A 21,306-nucleotide genomic window follows, 5' to 3' on the forward strand; every position below is an offset into this window, starting at 1 on the left:
GTTTGCTCCTATTTTATAAGCTTGATAATTATCTCGTTTTTAATGTTAGTTATGTCGTTATTATCGCTAATTAACGCATATTTTGCGTCGTTAGCTAAATTTATGGTGTAGTTAGTTTTTATCTCGTTTTCTCTTTTTAGATCGATTTGATTTAAGTTTTTATCATAAATTCTAACAAGTGGCACCCATTTGTTAGGCTCGTTTGAGATGATATTTAGGCTACTTGCGCCTGCTACATCTACGATATATACGCCACCGCTTTTTACAAGTGGGGTCTCTTCATTAAAATTTACTTTTGACGCATCAAGGCTCATATTTTTAGCATCCAAATAAAGCGCTAAATTTCCATCAAGCCTATCAAATCCCATGATCTTAAAGCCGCTTTTACTAAGCGTGAAATTTAGTAAATTTGGATCTATGCCGCCACTTTTTAGGGCTAAAATCCCATAAGAAATTTCACTGCCATTTTTTAGAGAATTTACCCTTGCCACGCTTATATTTGCATCTTCAAGAGCTAAATTTATCGATTTTACAAATAGTGCTGAGGGGACTTTTTGCGTGCTTATAAATTTTAAATTTAAGCTATTTGAGCTAAAAGAGAGAGCATCGTAGTTCGAGCTTTGCTTTAGCCTTGAGACTAGCTCGCCAACATTTAGCGAGCCGTTATTGTCTAAATTTTCTAAAGAAATTTGCAGATCTTTTCCGTTGCTTAGTGCATTTGCACTGCTATTTAGATCAAAAGCGTATGAAAAAACGCTAAAAAGAAGAAATATGGCTAGTTTTTTTACCAAGATTTGCCCTTATTCATCTCGACAAACTCGTCATAAGTTAAAAATTTCATATCGCCATTTTCTACTAAAAATCTAGCTGGACGGCTTGGGTTATACTTTGTCACTTTATCGCCGATCTTAAGCTCGATGTTGCCATTTCCGCAAACGACTAGCTGTCTTTGGTCTAAATTTATATTGACACTTTTGCTTGTATCGCTTGATGTTTTTTGACCATTTTCAAGGTTGATGATGCCTATCCAAACGCGTTGTTTTGGTGTGATGATCGCCTCATTTAGTGGTTTTGTCACATTTTGCTCTACTTTTGGAGCTGGCTGGGCTGCCATGCTAGGTTTTAGGGCATTTTGATCAACGCTAGCAGGACTTACAGTCACGTTTTGCTCAGCTGGAGTTGAAATTTTCACGCTTGAAGCGTTTGCATCGATCTTTGGAGTGTTTTGAGAGATCGTTACGTTTGTGTCGATTATGTTTTTCTTCACTTCATTGACAATGCTTGATTGCGAGTAGCTCACGCTTGTGTTGTCTTCATTTAAGCTTGCTATGAAATTTTGGACGTATTTGTAAGCGTCAAAGTAGTAAGCACCGCCAGCGATGATAGCTAAAATGATGAACCAGAAGAAAAATCCAGCCCCGCCACCGCTACTTTGCCTTTGGATCGAGACATCTTCAGGCGTATAAGAAGAAATTTTTGGGCTTACTTTTGTTTTTTTGCTCTCATCAGGCATATTTTCTTGCATGAAAGCGTCGTATTCAGCGAGAAGTTCGCTAAGATCGACGCCATACTCACGCTGTAAAATTTTGGCATAGCCTCTCATGTTTAAGCGTGATAATTTTTCAAAATTTTTGTCAAAAATGTATTGTAAAAATGTGGGTTCAATGTGCGTTTTACGCGAAATTTCCTTTACGCTTATCTCTTTTAAATTTTCTAATTCATTCATCTATCATCCTATCACAAATTATCGCAAAAGCTGCACTTACATTTAGGGAGTCCCAGCCGTCTTTTAGCTTGATACCGACGCACTCATCGCACTTTGCTAGAGCTTTTTGCGGTATGCCTTCGCCCTCTGAGCCCATCACCAAAGCCCTTTTGCCAGCAAATTTCATCTCTTTTATATTTTTGCCGTTGCTTGCCGTCGCGTAAAGCCTAAAACCACACTGTTTTAGTTCGTTTAGCAGGCTAAGTCCATCTTCAAAGATCGCTATTGGTATCTCGTAAGCAGCACCGCTACTTGACCTTAAAACGCCTTGCATATTTACACTTTTTGCAACTATGACAACTCCTTCGCAGCCTAGAGCATAGGCACTTCTAGCGATGGCGCCGATATTTCCGACGTCACTTATGCCATAAAGCACGGCGATGAAATTTAGCTTTTTAAGCTCACTAAAGTCTGAAAACTCAAACTCACTAACGCTTGCTAAAAAGCCTTGATGGTTGCCGCCATGCGCCATCGACTGAGCTTTTTGATTATCCACGCGGATGATCTTCTTGCCAGTGCCACAAATTTTAGAAAAGAGTTTTTTATCACACTCTTTTGAGAGATAGATCTCTTCTAGGATCTGCGGGCGCTTGTTCAAAATATGTAAAAATAGCTGTTTTCCGTATATTATCATGGTTGCTTATGGTAGCTAAAGTCAAGTAAAATTTAACTTATTTTGCTTCTAAATTTGAGTGAATTTTTGAAACTTTTTGGAGAAATTTGAGCTTTTAAATTTATGCTTTTATGAGCTCGTCGTAGATCTTTTTGACATCTTCGCCAGTTATTTTACTAAGCAGTTTTGCCTTTGCTTTTGGGGCGATGTCAAGCGAGATGATCTCATCTTTTGTGATGTTTTGAGTGGCTATATTTGCGCTTTTTGAGATGACCACCGCCCACTCGCCGTTTAAATTTGCCTTTTCTAAAATTTGGGCTAAATTTTTGGCTCTATCCTTAAATTTGGTCTCAAATTTCTTGGTGGCCTCTTTTATGGCAAAAATTTCTCTCTCTGGCTCTAAATTTGCAACGCTTTGCACTAAGCTTAATATGCGTTTTGGGCTTTCATAGATCACAGCCGGATAGGCTAAGCTTAGAGCGTTTTGTATGGCTAAAGCCCTATCTCTACCGGTATTTGGTAAAAAACCTAAAAAAACAAACTCTTTATCGCAAAGTCCGCTTGCAACCACGCTTAAAAGTGCAGCGTTTGCTCCGCTTAAAATTTCATATTTGATATCATTTTTTTGAGCGTATCTTACTAGGCTAACGCCTGGATCGCTTATGCCTGGCATGCCAGCATCGCTCATATAAGCTATATTTTTGCTCCAAATTTCATCACTTAAATTTGCAAAAAATTCATCTTCGTTGTGGGTGTGAAGCGGGATAAAATTTGAGATATTTATATTTGCGTCAAAGCGTTCGTTTAGCAGATTTACAAGGCTTTTGCAAACTCTTGTATCTTCGCAGATAGCTATCTCGCATTCACGCAAAATTTTGATCGCGCGAAGCGAGATATCTTCTAAATTTCCTATTGGAGTAGGAACAAAGTAGAGCAAGGCTTATTTTTGAGCGTATTTTTTCTTAAATTTCTCAACACGGCCAGCGCTATCGACTATCTTTTCGCTGCCTGTGAAAAATGGGTGGCACTTGTCACAAATGTCAATTCTGATTTCACTTTTGTTTGACTTTGTCTTAAAAGTGTTGCCACACGCGCAAGTTACGGTGCAATCTACATACTCTGGATGGATCTCTTTTTTCATCATCTTTCCTTTATTATTTTGGGCTATTTGTTACCTTAAAAGTTGCTGATTATATAAAAACTAATCTAAAAATCAAATAAATTAGGCAAGAAATTTTGCCGCCACAGATATGACTGCGGTCTGCGATCTTAAGATATTTTTTGTATTTAGGCCGTAGATATTTTTAAATTTAGCCGTCTCATCCTCGCTAAATCCGCCCTCTGGACCGATTATTAAAATTTCATCATCTCTTTTTTCATTTAAATTTTTACCACCAAAATTTATAGCCGAGACATTTTTATAAACGTTCATTAGCTCGTCTAAATTTTTGTAAATTTCAAACTCCATTAGCGACGTTCTCCCGCACTGCTCGCATGAAAGTGCGTTTATGTAGTTTAGCTTTTCAAGGTCGATTTTGAAATTTGCCTGAGAAAATTTAGTATAGACAAAGGCGATCTTGCCAACGCCAAGCTCATTTAAAAATGGCAGCGCCTTTTCGATCGTCTTTGGATCAACGACCGCCCAAGCGATGGTAAAGTCAAATTTATGCTCGCAGTTTAGGCTAGCAAAGACAAGGCTTAAATTTGCACTTCTGCGCTCTATCTCATCGATCTCGTAGATATACTCTTTGCCGTCACGTAAATTTCTAACACTTATGCGCTCACCTGCTTCAACCCTTCTAGCTTTTAGGTGCAAAAATGCCTCATTTACTATTTTTAAGCACTCTTCGCCAGCGTTTTTATCATATAAAAATTTCATCTAAATCCCTGCTATGATGATCAAAATAATGTCGCAAATGCCTTTAATAAGGGCAAATTTTTTAAATTTCTCTAGCTCGCCAGCAACGGCGTACCTTTTTAGCCTTTTGTATCCAATGGCGCTAAGTGCGATTAAGGCTATCAAGATAAGAAGCATTTTTATGGCGTTAAATTTTGGTTCGTAACTATAATATGCCCACAAAATAAGCCCAGTTAGCATCAAAAAGCTAAGTAGCATATGATAAATAGGCAAAAAATACCTTATGCGAAGCACGTAGTTTTTGCTTCTCACTCTAAGCTGAGTAAGCGCTAGATAAAGCGCCGCTAAAGCAAGAAGCACATAAAAAAATGTCACGTGAAATGGCAAAGTATAAGCGTATAGTGAGCTTAAGTGTTCGTTCATTTTTTATCTTTAGGGGGCTCGTTTTCTTCGACGACTGGCTCAGGTGGCAGCTGCTCGTCGATAGTTACATTCGCATCAGGCTGAGCTATCGTAACATCACTTGGTACTGGCTCACTAACATCACTTTTGGCCTCTTCTTTATCTCCACATCCCAAAAATACGCCAGCTATAAGCAAAAAAGAGGTTATAAATTTTTTCATTAAACGTCCTTTGGATTTTCTATTTTTTTCTTATTTATCATCTTTTCAAGCAAATTTTTATCTTCCCACTCGTCCATAACGGCCTCAGAAAATTTGATATCACTAAGCCTTATCTCGCCCATTTGTAGGTTTGTCGCGTCCTCTTTGAAGCACTGCGCATAGCCAGTATCGGTCTCGTGCACGATGACGCTGTGAAGCTTTACTTCGCGCTCGCCGTTGTTCATCACGCTAAGCTCAAGTATCCGCTCGATCATGACAAAAAATATACGGCAAAACTGCTCTGCACTGGGATTTAGTGGGATCTCTATCCACCTTGCAGAGTGCTTTTTAAGGTCGTTTTTGTATTCGTCACTATCGCCTGAAAATATGGTCGTAGCGTGATCAAAACTATCGATGATCGTCTTTATGTTTTGCTTCATCAACCCAAAGTCATAGACCATGCCAGCTTTGTCTAAGAAATTTGAGCTAAGTAAAATTTCTGCTACGTAGCTGTGGCCGTGGATGCTCGTCCTGCAGCGCTTTGAGCTACAAAATCTCACGATATGCGCATTTTCAAATCTAAAAAGTTTTCTAATAATCATCAAACACCCTCTTTGTCGCCCCAAAGCCTGATGTGGATACGCTCTGAGTAGTTAAATCCATGCTTTATGGCAAATTCCGCTGTTTTTAGAGCATTTTTGTTTAGCTCGTCTTTATTTGCGCCCATCGCCATGCACCAGACGGGCAAATTTACTCTATCTTTTATATCTAAAATTTCCTCCAGCTCGCTTTTATCAAAGCGCGAGAGGACAAATTTTAAAAAGCTGCTTTTTGCACTATTTTTGATAGCTAAAATAGCATCTAAATTTATGCGTTTTTGCTCGCTAACTCCGCTATTTGCTAATTTTACGCCAAGTGCAAAATGGCAGTTTTTATAAATTTCAAATTTATCAAAATCAACCAAGATCGTGCCATTTGTCTCAAAATGCACCTCGTAGTTTATAAGCAAATTTCTTACCAAATTTATGAAATTTTCATTTTGATGCCAGATGAGTGGCTCGCCGCCTGTTAAAACGATGATCGGCTTTTGCTCTAAGCCTTTACAAAGCCCATCAACTAGGCTTAAAATTTGATCTGCGCTGTGTTTTTTGTGGTGAAAATGTCCCTTAAAAACGGCTCTTATGCTATCACAGCCCAAAAGCTCTTCGCCTGTTTTTAAAGATCTTGTCTTTACGCCAAAGCCAGAGCAGTTTAGGTTGCAGCCCAAAAAGCGTAAAAACACAGCGAGCCTGCCCTGATAAGCGCCCTCGCCTTGGATGCTTAAAAATGCCTCAACTAATTCTAGCTCTTTGCTCATCAACCACCAGTTTGGTAAAAGGCCCTTGAAGAGGTTTCGTTTTCAGCCCCTAGTGCCCATTTGTTCTCTTTTGGCTTGTTGGCAAGCACTTGCCTTAAAATTTCACTCGCTGCGACGATATCGCCCTTTTCGACCGCTTTTTTGATACTTAGTGCATCTTCAAAGTAAAGGCAAGGTATCAAAAGCCCCTCAGCGCTTAGTCTGATGCGGTTGCAACTCTCGCAAAAGTCGTGTTTGTGAGGGTCGATGATGCCAAATTTATAGCCGTCATCAAGCCTGTAAATAGACGCAGGCGCGTTTGGTAATTTTTCATCTTTTGTGACGTTATATTTTTGCGAGATGATATTTAAAATTTCATCGCTTTTTAGCCCTTTTAGATCCTCTTTGGCGTGTGAGTTTTCCATATATTCGATAAATCTGATCTGAGAATTTCTAAATTTGGCAAACTCAAGCAAATTTACTAGCTCATCGTCGTTAAAGCCTTTTAGCGCGACCGTGTTTATCTTCACCTTTAATCCAACATCAAGTGCTGCCTCAAAGCCAGCTAAAACCTCGTGTAAGACGCTCTTTTGAGCGATAAATTTAGCCTTTTGCTCATTTAGCGTATCAAGCGACATATTTATGCGCTTTAGGCCAGCGTCCTTTAGCCTTTTGGCAAAGTGTGGCAGCATAAAGCCATTTGTCGTAAGCGCTAGATCGATGTCTGGCTTATAATCGCTTATCATCTTTATAAAGACGTCCAGATCCTTGCGCACGAGTGGTTCGCCGCCTGTGATCCTGATCTTTTTCACACCCTCATCGATAGCCACTTTTACAAATAAAAATAGCTCTTCAAATGTCAGTAAATTCTCTTTTGGTGTCCAACTAAATGGCGTCGTAGGCATGCAATATCTACATCTAAAATTGCAACGCTGCGTCACAGAAATTCTTAAATAATCAACAACCCGACCATATTTATCTATTAGCATAAAGCACCTTTTTTAAGCTTGGTTAGAGCTTTTTTAATTTTCAATTATATGTTAAAAGATTTAAATTTAAATAAAAATTTAAGCCAATTTTTGTAGTTTAAGAGTAGTTTTGTCTTTTAAAATTAGCCCAAATTTAGGCTAATTTATGAAATTTAAGCACAAATTCAACTCGCCCCATACCCACGTGAAGATCTTTAGCGATCATGGCTGCACTTTTGCCATCTTTAAACATCTTTAGGATCTGCTCTTCTTCGTTTATAACACTCGGGGCGATTTTATTGATATCTCTTGTTCGCTCCTCAAGGTTAAACATCCTATCTTTTTGTTCGTTTGCAAAGTCATCTATCACTCGCTCGATGCTCTTTATAGCGCGGATTATCGGCACGATTTTTTCATTTATCTGCTCATTTATCTGCTCTTTTAGCTCGTCTTTTACATCTTTTAGCTGCTCGTCATCATCAGGCTTAAAGCTCGCCAGTGCGGCTAGCTGTTTTTTGAGATTATAGTTTTCTTGTATGGCGCTCTCTATGGCACGCTCATACCTTGTAAATTTCTTATTTGTCTCGCTATCTTTTATAAATATCAAAGCTATTATTATCGCTAAAACGATGCCAAAACCTAAAAAAATGTAAATTTCCATATTTTTCCTTTACGAATTCGCTCTAAGCTCTCTTATCATCACACGCTCTCTAGCCGTCACGTAAGCGTTCCAGTCGGCCTCGTCCTCTTCGTGCATGTTCTCTATCTTTGCTAGCCTCTCATCCTGCGCCCTTAGATAAAGGCTCAAATTTCTCTTTGGAAAGATAGGCATCGCAATCCTTGCGTAGTAAATTTCATCTTTTTGAAATTTATCTTCGCTTATTTTTATATGTGTAAAGCCGATCTCATCGATATCTGCACTCTCTTTTAGCTGCAAGTATTGCTTGTGCTCGTTTTTTATATAATCACTTAGCGCATCGATCTTTCTATGAAGCTCGATGACAAGCGTTAGCAAGACTTGGTCGCTCTCTTTGGTCTCGCCCCGTGATTTGGCTCGCTTTAGCCACGCTCCAAGAGCATCTTCGTCGCCTGGTAAGATAGAGTTAAATTCTCTTAAAAATTTCTCATCTCCACTTTTGTCGCACTCATAAACCATGCTAAGAGGCGCCTTAAAAAGCCTTACTTCGCTCATAATACACTTATCCAAACAAAGATGAAAAATAAAATTCCCAAGTAGCCATTTAGTGTGAAAAACGCCCGATCTATCTTGCTAAAGTCGCGCCTTACGATCCTATGTTCGAAAAATAAGATCACGCCACTTACCACAATGCCAAAAAACGCTATCGCTCCAAGTCCAGCCGCCCAAGCAAAAAGTAGCCAGAGTATAAAAGCCAAAGCGTGAAAAATGGCTGATAAAAATAGTGTCGCCTTGTCGCCATAGATCGCTGGTATGCTAAAGAGCTTGTTTTCTTGGTCAAATTTCATATCTTGAAGCGAGTAGAGCAGGTCAAATCCAGCCACCCAAAATGTCACACCAAGGCAAAGTAGCACGCTCCAAAGCGGTATGGCAGCGCTTACTGCGACCACGCCAGCTATAGGAGCAAGCCCAAGACTAAGTCCAAGTACCAAGTGCGCTAGCTCGCTAAATCGCTTAAATAGCGAATATCCGCCAAGCACGGCAAGTATGGGGAAGCTTAGCCAAAATGCGAGCGAATTTACAAAATAAGCGCAGATGATAAAGATAAGCGCGTTTGCTACGATGAAAAGCTGCATATTGCCCTTGCCGATGCGTCCATCTACGCTTGGACGGCTTGCGGTGCGTGGGTTTAGCTTGTCGATGTCCTCGTCTTGGTATCTGTTAAACGCCATGGCGAAATTTCTAGCGCTGACCGCGCAAAGAGTGCCTAAGATAAGCAGTTTAAAGCCAAACCAAGCCGAGCCATTTTCTATCTTGCTCGCAACTATCATCGCCACAAAGATAAATGGCAGGGCAAAAACCGAGTGCTTAAAAACGATGAGTTCTGCGATATCTTTTAGCTTTTTGATCATATAAATTTCCATGTTTTTTAAAAAGTGTCTGATTTTACACCATTTTGCTTTAAATCTAAATTTATATTATCATTGCGAGAGTAATTTAAAATGAAGGGTTATGATGAGTAAAATAGCGATTATCGGAGATGGTTTTAGTGCGTTATTTACGGCGCTTGAGCTAGCTAAAAAGGGCGAAGAAATTTTAGTTATTAGTAACCAAAAAGATGAGTTTGAAAGTGGAATTTTAACCCCATTTAACACCCCAGCACTTGCAAGAGATGGAGCGATATCTAGCTCGTTTTTGGGGCTAGTTAGTAAAAAAAGTGAGCTTGATATAGCGCTTTGCTTAAATGAAAATTTTAGAGCTTGGATGGCAAATTTCACGCTTAAATCAACAAAGGCTCACGACAAAAAGATGAGAGTTTTGTTTAAAAAATTTGGACAAAAGAGCTTTGAAATTTTAAGAGAGCTAAGCGAAAAATATCCGCAGATAAAATTTGATGAGAGCGGCGTTTATCTCATCTTTAGCGAGGATGAGAGCTTTAAAAAAAGGCTTGATGAGATGAAAGTCGCTGATAGCGAGCAAGAAATTTTAAGCGTAGATAGTGAGCTAGCAAATTTTGGTCTGATAAACAAAAACATAAAAGGGGCGCTAAATTTAGCTAAAAATGCGAGCATTGACGCAGGTGAGCTAAAAAAAGCACTTATTAGCGAGCTAAATGAACTCGGAGTGCAGTTTATAAATGATGAAATTTATGAGCTAAAAACGCAGGGGCAAGCCGTGCAAAAGGCAGTTGGCAGGACTGGCGAGTACGAGGCTGATAGCTTTGTCGTGGCGAGCAGAAATTTAGAGCTTTCAAGTAAGCTTGGGACAAATTTAAGCGCCATTTTGGCTAAATTTTACACGATTGATCTCGCGCTAAACGAGGGTCAAATCCCTAAAAAACCGATCATTTTAAATGATATGTTTGCCAAAATTTATCCAAACGAAAATGGCGTCACGATCATCACAAATTTACAAGTGGGCGCGATCGACACGCTTGTAAAAACAGAAAAGATCAACGCATTTTTAAACGAGCTAAAAAAACACCTTGGCATAAGCGAGCTAAAAGAGCCTAGATTTAGTGCAAATTTCGTGCTTCTTAGCTCAAACGACAAGCCAGCGATCGGACGTGATGAGACCTATCAAAATTTACTCTACAACCAAGCATACGGACTAAATGAACTAAGCTTTGCACCGCATTTTGCAGGCGTTTTGGCTGATCTTATAAAAGAGGGCAAAAGCAACGAAGATAGCGATGAAATTTTGCTATTTAGCTCATTTTACGAAGGCTAAGCTTGTTTGGCGAGCTAGCATTAATTGGCACCACAGCAAGTGGCAAGAGTGATCTAGCCTTTGAGCTAGCAAAGAAGTTTAATGGCGTCATCTTAAGCCTTGACTCGCTAGCACTTTATAAAGAGATAGATATCGCCAGTGCAAAGCCAAAGCCCTGGCAGCTGGGGGCTGTGAGGCACTTTGGGGTGGATGAAATTTACCCTGATGAGGAATTTAGCGTTGGGGCATTTTTTGAAATTTACAAAAATGCAAAAGAATTTGCGCGCTCGCAAGAGTGCCCGCTCATCATCACAGGAGGCAGCGGCTTTTATCTAAAGGCGATGCTTAGCGGCCTTGCGCCAGACGTGCCAAAATGTGAGATAAATTTAAGCAACGAAGAAATTTATGAGCTAGCTTTACAAAATGATCCTGAGTTTGCAAGCAAATTTAGCCAAAATGACTCCTACCGCCTCGAAAAATGGTATCAAATTTATAAATTTAGCGGCCAAATCCCAAGCATTTGGCTAAAGCAAAATACCAAAGAGAGCGTCATAAAAGAGCTTGCGATATTTGAAATTTTGTGGGACAAAGATGAGCTTAGAGCTCGCATCGCAAAGCGGACGAAAAATATGCTAGATGAGGGCTTGATAGATGAGGCGAAGTTTTTATTTGACAAGTATAAAAGCGAGCCAAAGCCACTAAAATCGATAGGTCTAAAGGAGTGCAAGCAGTTTTTGGAGGGTGAAATTTCAAAAAGTGAGCTAGAAACGCTTATCGCCACGCACACAGCCCAGCTTGCTAAGCGTCAGAGAACATTTAACCGATCGCAGTTTGAGAAGAAATTTGTGGGTGATTTGACGCAGACTAGAAGTGAAATTTTGAAATTTTTAAAGGTTAAATTTGAGCTTGGTTAAATTAAGATTGTCTGGGTGGTAAATTTAGTTTAGTGGAGGCGAACAGCTCCAAAAGAAGCCGTTCGATAAATTTATATAGGCATAACCCTGATCTTTGGGCTTAGGCTCTCTTGCAAGACATTTTCTATCGCATAAAGCGTGCCAGTCGAGCCGCTTGAACAGCCTGAGCAAGCGCCAAGATAGCGGATATAAACGTCGATATTTTCACCGTTATCGTTTCTAATGTCTATGATCTCTAAATTTCCGCCATCCATCATAAGCATCGGGCGGATCTCTTTGTCGATGATCGACTCGATCGCTTTTAGCTGGCCAACCATCGTCATGCTCTCAAAGCTAACGTCGCTTAGGGTGTTGTTTGCTTGAGCATTTGCCTGAGCTTCTAGCCTTTCTTGCTCCATCTCAGCCCTAGTATCGCGCAAGATATCAACCAAATAGTAGTCTTTTTTCTCGTGTCCGCCAGGTCTAACGCATGATTTGCAAAATGCGCCTGCTTTGGTGTATTGCGTAATCTCCTCAACCGTGTGAAGGTCGTTTAGTCTTATCACCTCTTTGATCGTGCCAAGGCTCACTCTAGCGCACTCGCAAACGATGATCTCATCTTCAAAGTGCTCTGGGTCTATGCCCTTGTAGCTTGCAGCAGCTGCCTTGATAACGTCATATGCCATAACCGAGCAGTGCATCTTTTGAGGTGGCACAGCTGGAGTGTCTGGGTTGTCACGCATAGCTCTTTCGACATCTAAATTTGTTATCTTGACCGCCTCATCGACTGTTTTGCCGATGCAAAGCTCAGCCATCGTATCAGAGCTAGCTATCGCCGTACCACAGCCAAAGCTTTTAAATTTAGCATCTATTATCTTGTCAGTTTTCTCATCAACGAGCCAGTAGAGCCTTACTGCATCGCCGCAGCTCTCTGCGCCAAAGTCAGCGATGATAAGTTTTGCGTTTGCTTTTTTGGCGTCCTCTTCGGTTAGTTCGCCCATGAATTTAGGATTATTCATCCTATCTTGCACTACCTTTGAGTATTCATCCCAGATAGAGCCACCGATTAAGTTATTTTTTGCCATGTTTTTCCTTTAAATTTTATAATCCACTCTTATGCCACTCTGGGGCGTATGCAAATGTGCTTGAGATGCCTCTTAGTCTATTTACAGCCTTTGTTATCTGCTCTATCGCATAGTCGATCTCTTCTTCTGTGTTAAACCTTGAAAGAGATAGTCTAAGTGCGGTGTGAGCTAACTCTTTGTCAGCTCCGATCGCCTCCATTATAGGATTGCTCTCAAGCGTTTCGCTCGCACAGGCAGAGCCCGTAGAAGCTGCTATGCCAGCTCTATTTAGATCCCAAAGCATCGCCTCACCCTCGACACCTTTGATAGATGCTAGGATGGTGTTTGGCACGCGCTGCTCTTTTTTGCCAACTATACTAACGTCAGGAATTTGTAGTAGTGCGTCTTCTAGTTTGTCACGCAAACGACGAACGTGTGAATGCTCGTAATCCATAAATTTATTTGCTAGTTCAAGCGCCTTGCCCATGCCAACGATGCCTGGCACATCAAGTGTGCCGCTTCTGCGTCCGCCCATGTGCTCACCGCCGTGAAGCAAGCTGCTTAGTGGCATGCTATTTTTTATAAATAACGCTCCAACGCCCTTTGGTCCGTGAAATTTATGCGCTGAAAAGCTTAAAAAATCAACGTCTAAGTCTTGAACGTCTATCTTTATCTTGCCGACTGCTTGCACGGCGTCAGTGTGAAATAAAGCGCCGTATTCGTGGGCAACTTTGGCAAGCTCTTTTATAGGAAAGATCATGCCAGTTTCGTTGTTTGCGCTCATTATGGCGACAAGCGCGACATTTTCGTCCATGACGGCTCTTAACTGATCTGGAGTGACGATGCCGTCGCTATTTACGTCTAAGACTGTAAGATCCACGCCATATTTTTCTAGAAATTTACAAGTTGCCAAAATGGCTGGATGCTCGACCGCGGTTGTAACGATGCGTTTTTTCTCGCCAGTTGCGATCTTGTCAAAGTAGATGCCTTTTACAACCCAGTTGTTGCTCTCAGTTGCGCATGAGGTAACGACGATGTCATCGCTATCTTTTGCATTTAGTCCGGCGTAGAGCTGATCAAGCGCTGTTCTTAGCGCTGGGTGGGTTTCTGAGCCAAATTTGTGAAGTGAGTTTGGATTGCCGTATTTTTCGCAAAAAAACGGCTTCATAAGTTCAAAAGCTTCTGGATCAACCATCGTTGTGGCGTTATTGTCTAAATATACTCTCAAATTTAAAACCTTAATTCGGATAAAAAATATCCCTTTTATTTTTGATGGGATATTATAACAAAAAAGTTAAAAGCAAGTTTAAAAAAATGCTTTAGTTTTTTCAATATTTGGCTCATTTTGATAGTAAAAAATATTGAAATTCTTTATCAATATTTGGCAGATACGCCATTTGTGAAATTCCGCCTAAAAAAGCCTATTTTACTCTTAATATTAATTATTTTTCTTAAGGATTAAAATTTAAACGCGAGATAATTAATCGTAACGTAAATATATCGACAATAAAATAAGCAAAATAAAATTTCTAAAAGGATATAGGATGAAATTTGTTGCAATTACACTTCTACTACTAACAAGCATATTTTTAATAGCTTGCTCTGCAAATCAAGCAAGCAATAAGATAAGCAACTCAGAACTAGAAAATTTAGCTAGTAAATATGGTGGGGTTTATGTGTTTAATCAAAAATTTGTTGAGGAGATAGAAAAGAGAGAAGCGGAAAGAAAAGAGTTAAGTAAAAAAATGAAAGGTAGAGATTTGGGTGATGGTCTTTATGCTGTTGATCCAAAGCCTATTAATGAAAAACTCCCACAAATTCTTTCTAACGGCAAGCCATACTTTAAGGGTGGCACATCTAGTAAAATTTCAGAAAGCTGCTATGAAGAAATTTATAAATTTATAGGTGATGAAAATTTAAAAAAATATAAACCTTGGATATTTTCAAATCTATACTACAAAGATAAAGACGAAAGAATTGTTCAAATTTCATGTACTGTTGCATATGAAAGAGTAAAAACACAATACGGCTTATTTGGAGACGAAGCTAAAGGTATTAGTTTTAAGAAAAACAGCTTTGAAAGTCTTGGTGGTGGCAATAGATTTGTCTTAATAAACGGCAAATTTGAAAGAGTAAGCAAGGATAAATAATGCAAACTAAAAAATCAAGCAAAGAATTAATAAATTGTTTTAAAGACTACATAGACATTGCTGATGCTTCTTATGCTCTTTTACATAACTTTTTTGAGAATGAAAGAAATAAACTAAACAATAGCTTCAATCAATAAAAAATTTAACAATCTACAAATAAAACATAATAAATTAATAATATTATAATTTCAAAGACAATAAAATAAGCAAAATAAATTTTCTAAAAGGATATAGGATGAAATTTATAGGTATTATACTTCTACTACTAACAAGCATATTTTTAATAGCTTGCTCTGCAAATCAAGCAAGTAATAAGATAAGTAACTCTGAGCTAGAAAATTTAGCTAGTAAATATGGCGGGGTTTATGTATTTAATGAGAAATTTGAAAAAGAGATAGAGAAAAGAGAAGCTGAGAGAAAAGAGCTAAGAAAAAATACAAGAGGAAAAGATTTAGGTGGTGGACTATATTCTGTTAATACAAAAGTAGTTGATGAGAAATTTCCACAAATTTTGTCAAACGGTAAAAAGTACTATACACGCTGGATAGACTATGAACGAGAAACTGGCAAAAAAGCTGAAATTCCTGAAACTTATATAAATAAAATAAAAGAATTTATGGGGGATGATTTTCTAAAAGAAGAACCTAGAATTTATCCTAAATATATGTACTTTGATGGAAAAGAAATGTCAGTGATCAAGATATATCTTTCGTATGACTACATCAAAACAAAATATGGCTTGTTTGGTGATGAAAATAGAGGCATATCATTTAAACAAGATACTTTTGGAACAAAGTCAGGAGATAATATCTTTTATTTAATAAATGGTAAATTTGAGCGAGTAAGCAAGGATAAGTAATGCAATCTAAAAAATCAAGCAAAGAGCTAATAAACTGCTTTAAAGACTATATAGATATCGCTGATGCGAGTTATGCTCTTTTGCATAATGTCTTTGAGAATGAAGAAGGAGAGCTAGATAGATTATCAAAGAAGCATGGGTTGGAAAATTTGCCAGAAAATACAATAAATTCATGCAAAAAGGAAGAAATTAATAATCCTGTTTGGAGATATAAAGACAATACAAGAAAAGGAGATACATTAGACGGCGATATTCAAGACAAAAATGGAAATACTATAAAAAAAGCTGGTGATCCTACCGCTTATGCTCTAGTAATAGAAGCTAACTTTATGGCAGAAAAAACAATAAAAAAGCCATATACTGGAAAAAAATTTATCAAATTAGACAATAATATTACAAATTTTATAGACACACCACTTGGGAAAGATGGTAGTTATCAGGAAGCAGAGATTTTTTACAAAAAAGAAGACCTCTCCCCTCGCACAAAGCTCTTTGTCAATCGCTACGAGCTAGTAAAACATATACCAAACCAAAAATCAGGCTTTAGCTCGTCAGTGTTTTATGACACTGCCAAGTCAAACTATATCATAGGCTTTAGAGGGACGGAAATGAAGGGAAATGACTTTGTTGACGACTTTTTTATGGCTATTACCTCTAGGGCCATTATGCAGATATCTGCACTAACATCACTCCAATCAAGCATGGTTGAAGCTATAAATTCTCATAGTTTAAATTTAAATAGTGTGGATGGCGAGGATGAGAACTCTTTAAATTTAAACCAAGAGCAAGCCTCTCATGGCCCTAAAGAGGTCATCCTATCAGGTCACTCGCTAGGCGGACACCTAGCGCAGATATATGCTGTTACATTTAAAGATAGTGGAGTAAAAGAGCTATATACTTATAATGCTCCAGGAATTGATGGTGGGATAATTGGCTCAGCTTTTACTTGGGTCGTAAGGTTTCTTAGTCTTATAGCTAAAGGCATAGTAAGAGGGGCAAAGTATGTAGCAAGACTTGTTGATCCAGATGGCTTTTTAGGAAAGCTAGTAAATTCTGCTTTTAATAAGATAAAAGGCATGCTTGGTTTTAAGGATGATAAGAGCACGGTGAAAGAGTGCGTAAATGCAGTTGAGAAGAACGATAAGGCGTGCAAGACTCTTTCAAACAAAGATACAAGCCTAAATATAAAAAGAGCTAGCAAGGGTGATGATCTAGGTATAGAGATACATCATATAGAAAGTGTAAAGCAAAGCATCAGTAAAAATGAGGATGGCTATGAAAGAGATTGGCATATGTTATGGGAGCCTACGCTTTCTGCTATATCTGATCTTGGGTTTAAGCTAGGTGTCGGTATGGCTGATGAGATAGACTATAAAAACACTGATAATAGACACTTGATTAATATATTAGTCAGGTCGCACTCGCTAAAAGATAGTGTGATGGTTCTATACTTGATGTGTTATCTCTTAGAGCATAAAGAAAACGAAAGCAAGATAGGGGGTAAAGATATCGTAGGTGCCTTAGACCACCTAAATGAGTATATCCAGTCGCTTAAATTTAAACTAAGATGCATCAGAATGAAGCTAAATTTAGATGTGGATATAGACAGCATAAGTAACACATCGATGCTTGATACGCCTTTATATATCTTCTATGCTTATCTAAACCTCTTTTATGAGCAAGGGAAATTTAGCGATGATAAATTTAAACAAGATATGGTTGGATATATCATCGAGAATTTAGGCAAAAATATAGATAAAAATAGTGACAAAGAGGCTCACTTAGTTAAGCTTTTGGATGCTGAGGATATAGAGAAGCTAAATGCCTCGCAGATAGTAAGTAGTGCTAGAGCTGGTGATATAGATATGCTAGTGGCGATATGTGCTTTAAATTTATTTGTATTTGATAAGAAGATAGAAAAAGACGAACTAGGTAAATACTTCGCTTATAACAAAAATATCTATAAGAGCATAACAACCCTGTGCGATGACAAGGTAGATATAGAGCTTGCTACTACGTACGTAAAAGATAGGATAGAGATACTAAAAAGCATAATAAGCCTAAAATATGCCGAATACAAAAAACTTGAGGAAAACGAGAATTTCTTAGCTAGCGTTAGCTCTAATGAGGCAAGCTCTAGCGATGAAGCGATAGTCATAGCGCATAAACCATCAACTTTAAGCAATAACGATATAGCGCGCAATAATAAACTAGCAACTGAGGATATAAGAGCTCTTGCAAATGAGAGCTTTGGGGATATCTTTCATAAAAAAGAAAACACTCTTAGTGTAAGTGCTGAAGATAAAAGCATCATAGACGCGGCGGTCTTAAATGATATATTTAAACTAGATAGTAAAAGTATGGAGCAAAGAGTATATCTAGGTTCTATGCTTCTAAACACCGCCACAGAGCAATCAGACTATCCACTATACTTTAAAAAAGAAGAAGACGGGGAGGAGTCAAATTCTAATGCTCTAAGCTTCTCTCATCAGCCAAGGGACGAGGAAAAAGATAAAGGAAGACTAAGTGTTAGCTATAAAAACTCACAGGCTAGCATACTAAACTACTCTTTGCTAAACAAGAGCCTAAATATAGACCTAAAACCAACAAACAAAGAGACCAAAGAGTCGCTTGAAAAGGCAAGTGAGAGGCTAAATTTAGAAAAGAAAAGTAGTGCGCTAAGTGCTGGGGGTACTGCATTTGCTAATCCAATAATAGAAGATGACGTGGTAGTTTGCCCACATGGCGGCCATGTGATCTTAAAAAGTAGAGCGGGCAAAAGCATAAGGTCAGATGATCAAGGTGTGATACTTGATGTTGACTTTATAAACTCACCGATAGTTGGCTGCTCAGCTAAAAATCCTTGCACAAAGGTGGCATACGTGCCAAGAGCGGCTCTTAGTCTAAAAAGTATGAATAACCACTATGCTGTTATGCAAGATCTAGTGCCAGCGTGCCTAAGCAACACCAGCTCACCGCTAAGGTGCATAAAAAAAGAAAATAGGATAAAGCTAGCTCATAGCATAGGTAGCCCAACGTCTGAGAATAATAATGCAGCGGTGCTAAATCCAAATTTAAATAGCGCTCACATAAGACTTCATGTAAAATCAGCCCTTAATCAAGCAGACAACCTTGCTGTTTGCATATATAAGCTAAATGATGTGGAGCATAAAAACCAAGAGGGATTTAAAGAGATGGAGCTAAATTTAGATGAGGGCTCTGAGGTAAAAGATAAGAAGCTAAAAGAACATCTAAGCTCTCGCTTTAGAGATGATAAATTTAGTATCTCGTCATTTAACTTCAAATACTCGCTAATGGATAAGAATTTCATCTTTATAACGCCTAAATATATAGAGTCTATATACAAAAATACAACACTTCCAAAAAGTGGTATAGGATTTTTTCAGTTTGTGGATGATATAAGCGATGAGAGTAACCTTATCTATGTCACACCAAGTAAAGCTAAGACGGTGGATATAAAATTTGCTTGCGGACTTGATAGCAAATATAATGATGATATAAATACAACTAAAACAGTAGTGGTGGCTTAATATGCAAAACAACGAAATAAAAATAACCTACTCTTGCGAAGAGACATTAAAAAAGATAAAAGAGTATATGGCTGATGCAAAGAGCGTGACGCTTTATACGTCTAGTTTGAATTCCCTAGGGTCAAATCTATTTGGTAGTATGGCAAGTTTGATAAACAACGAGATGACAACATTCTTAAATACAAGAAGATCAATATTTTCTAAAGAAAATGATGGGGAAATATCTATTGTAACTGACTTTTATATAGATAAAGATAGTTTTAAGGATAAAAATCTAAGTAGAACAAGGGAATTTAAATATAGAGGCATACCAGTAAAAGTAGTTCATAAAAAGAGTGCAGTTGATAAATTCTTTGTAAATTTAAAGGAAAAGATCGATCCAGTAAAGATTAGAACAGAAAAAATAAAGTATGGTCCAGGAAGAGAAAATCAAGCTAGACCAGCAGAAAATTTTGCTGAAATGTTTGATTTTATAATATCTTATTACAACAAAAGTAAAGATATTTTAAGAGAGTGCTTAAGTACTTTAAAAGACGATCTAATAAATGATGCTAAACCTTTAATGTCTAATGAGGAGTTAAATGAAGCTAAATTTGAAAGAAGTGTCAAAGAGTGTTTTGATGAGCTAGATAAAAATTTAAAAGATCTAAACAAGGATGATGGAGAATACATTATAAAGCAGATCATACTTTCTATATTAAACCTTGTTGATCTTTCAGGCACAAAAGCGGTAGGGAAAAAATTAATAGGATGGGGCACTGTTGCTTGGGAACTTATTAGTCTTTCCAATGAAGCATATAAATATTATGACAATAAAGCGTTTTATGGAGTATCTTTGCCTATACTAAGATTTTTTACATCTAGGTTTGCTTCTATTATAAATACCTTAAATATAAACTCAAATTGCAATGTCTTGGTATTTAAGAATGATAAAAATTCTAAGGCTGGATTTTTTATAGACTTTACACATTTAAATTTAGACTATGTTCCTTTTAAGATTAACTCAGGCACAAAGGAGATAAACTGCAATGCAGATGAAGGATATAGCGTATATGGATACTTAGATGATGTATCAGTGTTTGAATATACTAAAGATGCCTGCTCTTACGATATCATAAATAAAAACTTAGGATTTGGCTCAAGTGAAGATACGCTTTTTAACAGACTAAAAGAAGAGATAAAAGGACTAAATGCAAATCTAAATTTCATCTGCGCTTCAAATTTCAACTCTGTAAAACTAGCCAATCTAATATCAGATAAGTCTAACAAAAACGGCAAATCTACAAACGACGAGATGAATAGCAAGGACTTTTCAAATTTAAATAAAAACTATATCGTTCTTTCAAACTCACCTTTTAGATCAAGTGCTGGGCTAAGAGAAGAGGTTGTAAGCAAAAGCTTAGATCAAGAGATAAAAGACGGAATAAATAGATCAAACAATGATAGTGTAGTAAAACAAAAATTTGATGATATAAAGACCTTAACTCCTATAAAAGACTATAGCCAATATAGTATAGATATCAATAAAGGTAACAATAAATCAACTCTTGTCTTAAATTTATCTCCATTTGCAAGGATAGATAAGGGTTATATAGACAATATCGTGGAGAAAAAAGAAGCATTTAATCATAAAAACAATAATGGAAATTTTTTCTCAGCTTCAAATAACCAAGATGAAATCAACGAGCTTTATAAGGTAAATTTTGTACATGTAAATGCTTATGCTAAACAGCCAGATGATATGGAGAAGATAAGAGAAAATGAAAAAGCCTATATGGATAAGGTCACTCTAACTTTTAAAGATATTTTTGAAAATATAAATAAAAACGTTTTTGAAAGAAATTTTGACCCAAACTCTCCTAGTGTAGATGATATAGTTAATATGAAAAAATACGAAGATGAAATGAATATAGAAGATGCTAAAGAACTTGCAAGTGAAATAATCGATCGTATGCCAAACAATCACTACTCTTTAGCAGAAGTGCTCTCTATTGCTGTGGCTTACTTTATAATAACTAAAAGCTACCCAGGAGACCTGGTAAAGAAATCTGTTAGTTATGATGGGGAATATATAGAGATAGCAGAGAAAAAGATAAAGGTTATCCATAAAAACGCAACAATAAAACTTGGTGAAAAAGAGCAATCTTTGTTTTTTTACAAAGATAGTATAAATGCAAAGGTTGGTGAATATATTTGCATCGAAGAGTTAAGAGACTATATGGAACACTCAAAAAAAGGTAACGTAGTAAGTGTGGAAGATCTCTTAAAAGCAAATAGTGACAATAAGCATGAAGTCATAGA

Annotated in this window: 23 protein-coding genes; 7 read left to right on the forward strand and 16 right to left on the reverse strand. The window is 37.6% G+C overall.

What is annotated here, in order from left to right; all coding sequences use genetic code 11:
• Positions 1-8: 8 nt before the first annotated feature.
• From B9N65_RS07650 to mqnP, 14 genes are all read right to left on the reverse strand, one after another.
• Positions 9-791 carry a hypothetical protein gene (locus B9N65_RS07650; RefSeq protein WP_087583440.1) on the reverse strand — a complete coding sequence of 261 codons (783 nt, stop codon included), beginning with the start codon at positions 789-791 and terminating at the stop codon, positions 9-11.
• Positions 785-1,726, reverse strand: coding sequence for a helix-turn-helix domain-containing protein (locus tag B9N65_RS07655; RefSeq protein ID WP_087583441.1), 942 nt, complete (start codon positions 1,724-1,726; stop codon positions 785-787). The genes B9N65_RS07650 and B9N65_RS07655 overlap by 7 nt, the downstream gene beginning before the upstream one ends.
• On the reverse strand, positions 1,719-2,399 hold the full coding sequence (gene rlmB / locus B9N65_RS07660; protein ID WP_087583442.1) for a 23S rRNA (guanosine(2251)-2'-O)-methyltransferase RlmB: 681 nt from the start codon (positions 2,397-2,399) through the stop codon (positions 1,719-1,721). The genes B9N65_RS07655 and rlmB overlap by 8 nt, the downstream gene beginning before the upstream one ends.
• Before the next feature lie 100 nt (positions 2,400-2,499).
• A complete protein-coding gene (rsmI, locus tag B9N65_RS07665; RefSeq protein WP_087583443.1) occupies positions 2,500-3,315 on the reverse strand; it encodes a 16S rRNA (cytidine(1402)-2'-O)-methyltransferase in 816 nt (271 codons plus the stop codon).
• Positions 3,316-3,318: 3 nt separating this feature from the next.
• A complete protein-coding gene (rpmE, locus tag B9N65_RS07670) occupies positions 3,319-3,519 on the reverse strand; it encodes a 50S ribosomal protein L31 (protein ID WP_009295018.1) in 201 nt (66 codons plus the stop codon).
• An 81-nt stretch (positions 3,520-3,600) separates the two neighbouring features.
• A complete protein-coding gene (locus tag B9N65_RS07675; RefSeq protein WP_087583444.1) occupies positions 3,601-4,257 on the reverse strand; it encodes a 16S rRNA (uracil(1498)-N(3))-methyltransferase in 657 nt (218 codons plus the stop codon).
• Entirely contained in the window at positions 4,258-4,659 is a 402-nt protein-coding gene (locus tag B9N65_RS07680; RefSeq protein ID WP_087583445.1) for a hypothetical protein, read from the reverse strand.
• A complete protein-coding gene (locus tag B9N65_RS07685) occupies positions 4,656-4,859 on the reverse strand; it encodes a hypothetical protein (protein WP_004318036.1) in 204 nt (67 codons plus the stop codon). Before B9N65_RS07685 ends, B9N65_RS07680 begins: the two co-directional genes overlap by 4 nt.
• Positions 4,859-5,440, reverse strand: a complete 582-nt coding sequence (locus B9N65_RS07690) for a 6-pyruvoyl trahydropterin synthase family protein (protein WP_087583464.1) — start codon at positions 5,438-5,440, stop codon at positions 4,859-4,861. The genes B9N65_RS07685 and B9N65_RS07690 overlap by 1 nt, the downstream gene beginning before the upstream one ends.
• Positions 5,440-6,195 carry a 7-carboxy-7-deazaguanine synthase QueE gene (locus B9N65_RS07695; protein WP_087583446.1) on the reverse strand — a complete coding sequence of 252 codons (756 nt, stop codon included), beginning with the start codon at positions 6,193-6,195 and terminating at the stop codon, positions 5,440-5,442. The genes B9N65_RS07690 and B9N65_RS07695 overlap by 1 nt, the downstream gene beginning before the upstream one ends.
• Positions 6,195-7,163: a GTP 3',8-cyclase MoaA gene (gene moaA, locus B9N65_RS07700; RefSeq protein WP_087583447.1), complete on the reverse strand. Its 969-nt coding sequence runs from the start codon at positions 7,161-7,163 to the stop codon at positions 6,195-6,197. The genes B9N65_RS07695 and moaA overlap by 1 nt, the downstream gene beginning before the upstream one ends.
• A 133-nt stretch (positions 7,164-7,296) precedes the next feature.
• Entirely contained in the window at positions 7,297-7,803 is a 507-nt protein-coding gene (locus B9N65_RS07705) for a DUF6115 domain-containing protein (protein WP_004318037.1), read from the reverse strand.
• A gap of 9 nt (positions 7,804-7,812) precedes the next feature.
• Positions 7,813-8,334 carry a hypothetical protein gene (locus tag B9N65_RS07710; protein ID WP_087583448.1) on the reverse strand — a complete coding sequence of 174 codons (522 nt, stop codon included), beginning with the start codon at positions 8,332-8,334 and terminating at the stop codon, positions 7,813-7,815.
• Positions 8,331-9,191 (reverse strand): menaquinone biosynthesis prenyltransferase MqnP, encoded by an 861-nt coding sequence (gene mqnP / locus B9N65_RS07715; protein WP_374220074.1) that lies wholly within the window; start codon positions 9,189-9,191, stop codon positions 8,331-8,333. Before mqnP ends, B9N65_RS07710 begins: the two co-directional genes overlap by 4 nt.
• Positions 9,192-9,294: 103 nt before the next feature.
• Here mqnP and B9N65_RS07720 point away from each other — a divergent pair, with 103 nt between their 5' ends.
• Both B9N65_RS07720 and miaA read left to right on the forward strand, forming a co-directional pair.
• Entirely contained in the window at positions 9,295-10,509 is a 1,215-nt protein-coding gene (locus B9N65_RS07720) for an NAD(P)/FAD-dependent oxidoreductase (RefSeq protein ID WP_087583450.1), read from the forward strand.
• A gap of 2 nt (positions 10,510-10,511) precedes the next feature.
• Positions 10,512-11,402 (forward strand): tRNA (adenosine(37)-N6)-dimethylallyltransferase MiaA, encoded by an 891-nt coding sequence (gene miaA, locus B9N65_RS07725; protein WP_087583451.1) that lies wholly within the window; start codon positions 10,512-10,514, stop codon positions 11,400-11,402.
• 71 nt (positions 11,403-11,473) lie between these two features.
• Here miaA and B9N65_RS07730 read toward each other — a convergent pair whose 3' ends face one another.
• Both B9N65_RS07730 and B9N65_RS07735 read right to left on the reverse strand, forming a co-directional pair.
• Positions 11,474-12,466 (reverse strand): iron-sulfur cluster assembly scaffold protein NifU, encoded by a 993-nt coding sequence (locus B9N65_RS07730; RefSeq protein WP_004318029.1) that lies wholly within the window; start codon positions 12,464-12,466, stop codon positions 11,474-11,476.
• 16 nt (positions 12,467-12,482) lie between these two features.
• A complete protein-coding gene (locus B9N65_RS07735; protein WP_087583452.1) occupies positions 12,483-13,673 on the reverse strand; it encodes a NifS family cysteine desulfurase in 1,191 nt (396 codons plus the stop codon).
• 316 nt (positions 13,674-13,989) lie between these two features.
• Here B9N65_RS07735 and B9N65_RS07740 point away from each other — a divergent pair, with 316 nt between their 5' ends.
• The 5 genes from B9N65_RS07740 to B9N65_RS07760 form a co-directional block, all read left to right on the forward strand.
• The gene (locus B9N65_RS07740; RefSeq protein ID WP_087583453.1) at positions 13,990-14,595 is read left to right on the forward strand and encodes a tRNA 2-selenouridine synthase; all 606 of its coding nucleotides are present in this window, start codon (positions 13,990-13,992) and stop codon (positions 14,593-14,595) included.
• Positions 14,595-14,732 (forward strand): diadenosine tetraphosphate hydrolase, encoded by a 138-nt coding sequence (locus B9N65_RS07745; protein ID WP_141083842.1) that lies wholly within the window; start codon positions 14,595-14,597, stop codon positions 14,730-14,732. The genes B9N65_RS07740 and B9N65_RS07745 overlap by 1 nt, the downstream gene beginning before the upstream one ends.
• 98 nt (positions 14,733-14,830) lie before the next feature.
• Positions 14,831-15,454: a hypothetical protein gene (locus B9N65_RS07750; RefSeq protein ID WP_087583455.1), complete on the forward strand. Its 624-nt coding sequence runs from the start codon at positions 14,831-14,833 to the stop codon at positions 15,452-15,454.
• Positions 15,454-19,005: an Mbeg1-like protein gene (locus B9N65_RS11025; RefSeq protein WP_087583456.1), complete on the forward strand. Its 3,552-nt coding sequence runs from the start codon at positions 15,454-15,456 to the stop codon at positions 19,003-19,005. Before B9N65_RS07750 ends, B9N65_RS11025 begins: the two co-directional genes overlap by 1 nt.
• Position 19,006: 1 nt before the next feature.
• Positions 19,007-21,306, forward strand: a 2,300-nt coding sequence (locus B9N65_RS07760) for a hypothetical protein (protein ID WP_141083843.1), incomplete at its 3' end; no start/stop codon positions are given.

It is taken from the genome of Campylobacter concisus (assembly GCF_002165815.1).
Taxonomy (GTDB): domain Bacteria; phylum Campylobacterota; class Campylobacteria; order Campylobacterales; family Campylobacteraceae; genus Campylobacter_A; species Campylobacter_A concisus_BH.